This is a genomic window from Bacterioplanes sanyensis, assembly GCF_014652515.1.
Taxonomy (GTDB): domain Bacteria; phylum Pseudomonadota; class Gammaproteobacteria; order Pseudomonadales; family Oceanobacteraceae; genus Bacterioplanes; species Bacterioplanes sanyensis.
In genome coordinates, this window is record NZ_BMYY01000031.1 from 1 (window position 1) to 1,535 (window position 1,535).

The 1,535-nt window shown below is 46.5% G+C and carries 3 protein-coding genes; all 3 read left to right on the plus strand.

Annotated features, from left to right (window positions below; all coding sequences use genetic code 11):
• The coding region (locus tag IE090_RS17725; protein ID WP_229815828.1) for a hypothetical protein at window positions 1–327 on the plus strand (327 nt) is incomplete at its 5' end.
• Between the two features lie 181 nt (window positions 328–508).
• Complete coding sequence (locus IE090_RS17730; protein WP_189390449.1) at window positions 509–1,210, plus strand: hypothetical protein; 702 nt, start codon at window positions 509–511, stop codon at window positions 1,208–1,210.
• Window positions 1,211–1,217: 7 nt separating this feature from the next.
• Window positions 1,218–1,535, plus strand: a 318-nt coding sequence (locus IE090_RS17735) for a hypothetical protein (protein ID WP_189390450.1), incomplete at its 3' end; no start/stop codon positions are given.

Sequence of the window (1,535 nt, forward strand, 5' to 3'; positions counted from 1 at the left end):
GATAAGGACGGTAACCCAGATCTTGTCAAATGGCAGAAAGCCTTTGTAAGTAACAACAAAACCAAATCCATCGCTTGGAATAAAGTCCGTAATAGTCTGACGCATTATGAGCGCGACCTTGCGACACAAAAACGTCTTGAAAACGGTGTGACTGGCGAGTATTTACCACAAATCACCCTGGACGTAGTGATCGAAGGCTGGCTGCGAGAAAACGAGTTGACCTGGCAGCAAGGCTTTCCATCATTTTCTGAATGCCCAGGGGAAGAGGACAAATTGATTCCAGAAATGCACGATCCGCTGCTTAATGACCCGGATGTGTTGCGCTGATGGCTGGACATGGCTCTTTAACAATTGGGGTAAATAAACCAGCCGCTTGCAAAACGAGCTTCACTGGGGTGGAGGGTATCCAGAGACCCCTTTTCGTATGCATGAAAGCGGCAGTTTAAGCTTTAGTCAGATTCTGTATACAAGTCGCTACGGGCCTCGCCCTTGTGCAGCACACAGTGATATGGCGCTTAACTTCTATGATCCCAGCGATCAGTTTCAAGCATTTATCGCTCATACCGCTTCTAATAACGAGGCGACGGCCAGTACTGCTCAATGCTGGGGTGGTATGCACTTGGCCTTTACAGGAACAAACCGAATGCGGGAGGACTATGGCAATTCGATCGCTGGAGATCCGACGGGTGCAAACCATCCGATGGCTGATTTTCGTGGCTATATCGACAACACGACGCAGGCGCTTGTTCGCAGAGCATTAACTGTGCGTGAAGATGACTACGAGGCTTTAGCAAAGGCCATCGGTTTTTACAATGGTATCAGAACGCGTTTTCGTAACAATCCATGGCCTCGTATGTTAAAGCAGTACATTTATCAGAGGAATTCGAAAAGCAACCACACTAACGATGCCGGTGACTACGTATGCCATAGCTGTAAATACAGCATTGAGGTACGTAATCAAGCAGACTTATTTGCAGGTCACCTAAGGCGCTATGTCTGGATGGGCGGTACTGCGGCTGCGGATATCAGTACTGATGATGACCTTGAGATAGAAATCAGAGCGGGGGAAGAATGGTGCTTTGTGTATGGGGAAAGTGAATGGGTGAGTGGCGCGACAGTTATTGAAGAGGGTGTATCTGGGCCTAAGAAATACCGGCATTACAGAGAAGATGCTGAAGATGATAATAGTTTGAAAATTCCCTGTAGATAGGTGTGTTATGAATCGTTTTTTGTTGTTCTTAGCTATGATTTCTTGCGAATCAGTTGCCATGGATATACAGGGGGCGGGTTTCTCTTCCAGTCAGAAACCCGAAGTTCGTCGAGCAATAAAGGCTAAGTATAATACCCGGACAGGGTACTTGTATGAGTACAAAGAGGGTGAGTATTACTCTTTGGCTTCTAGTGGTGGTGCGATTGGTCATTATAAACTAAATGATCCTGATCATAAGATGGAAAGCTGGAGAGTGAACCCTTGGCCCCATTTAGATTTTCCTCCTGAAATTCGCTTTACACCAGGTATTAGTGGCTATGACTTG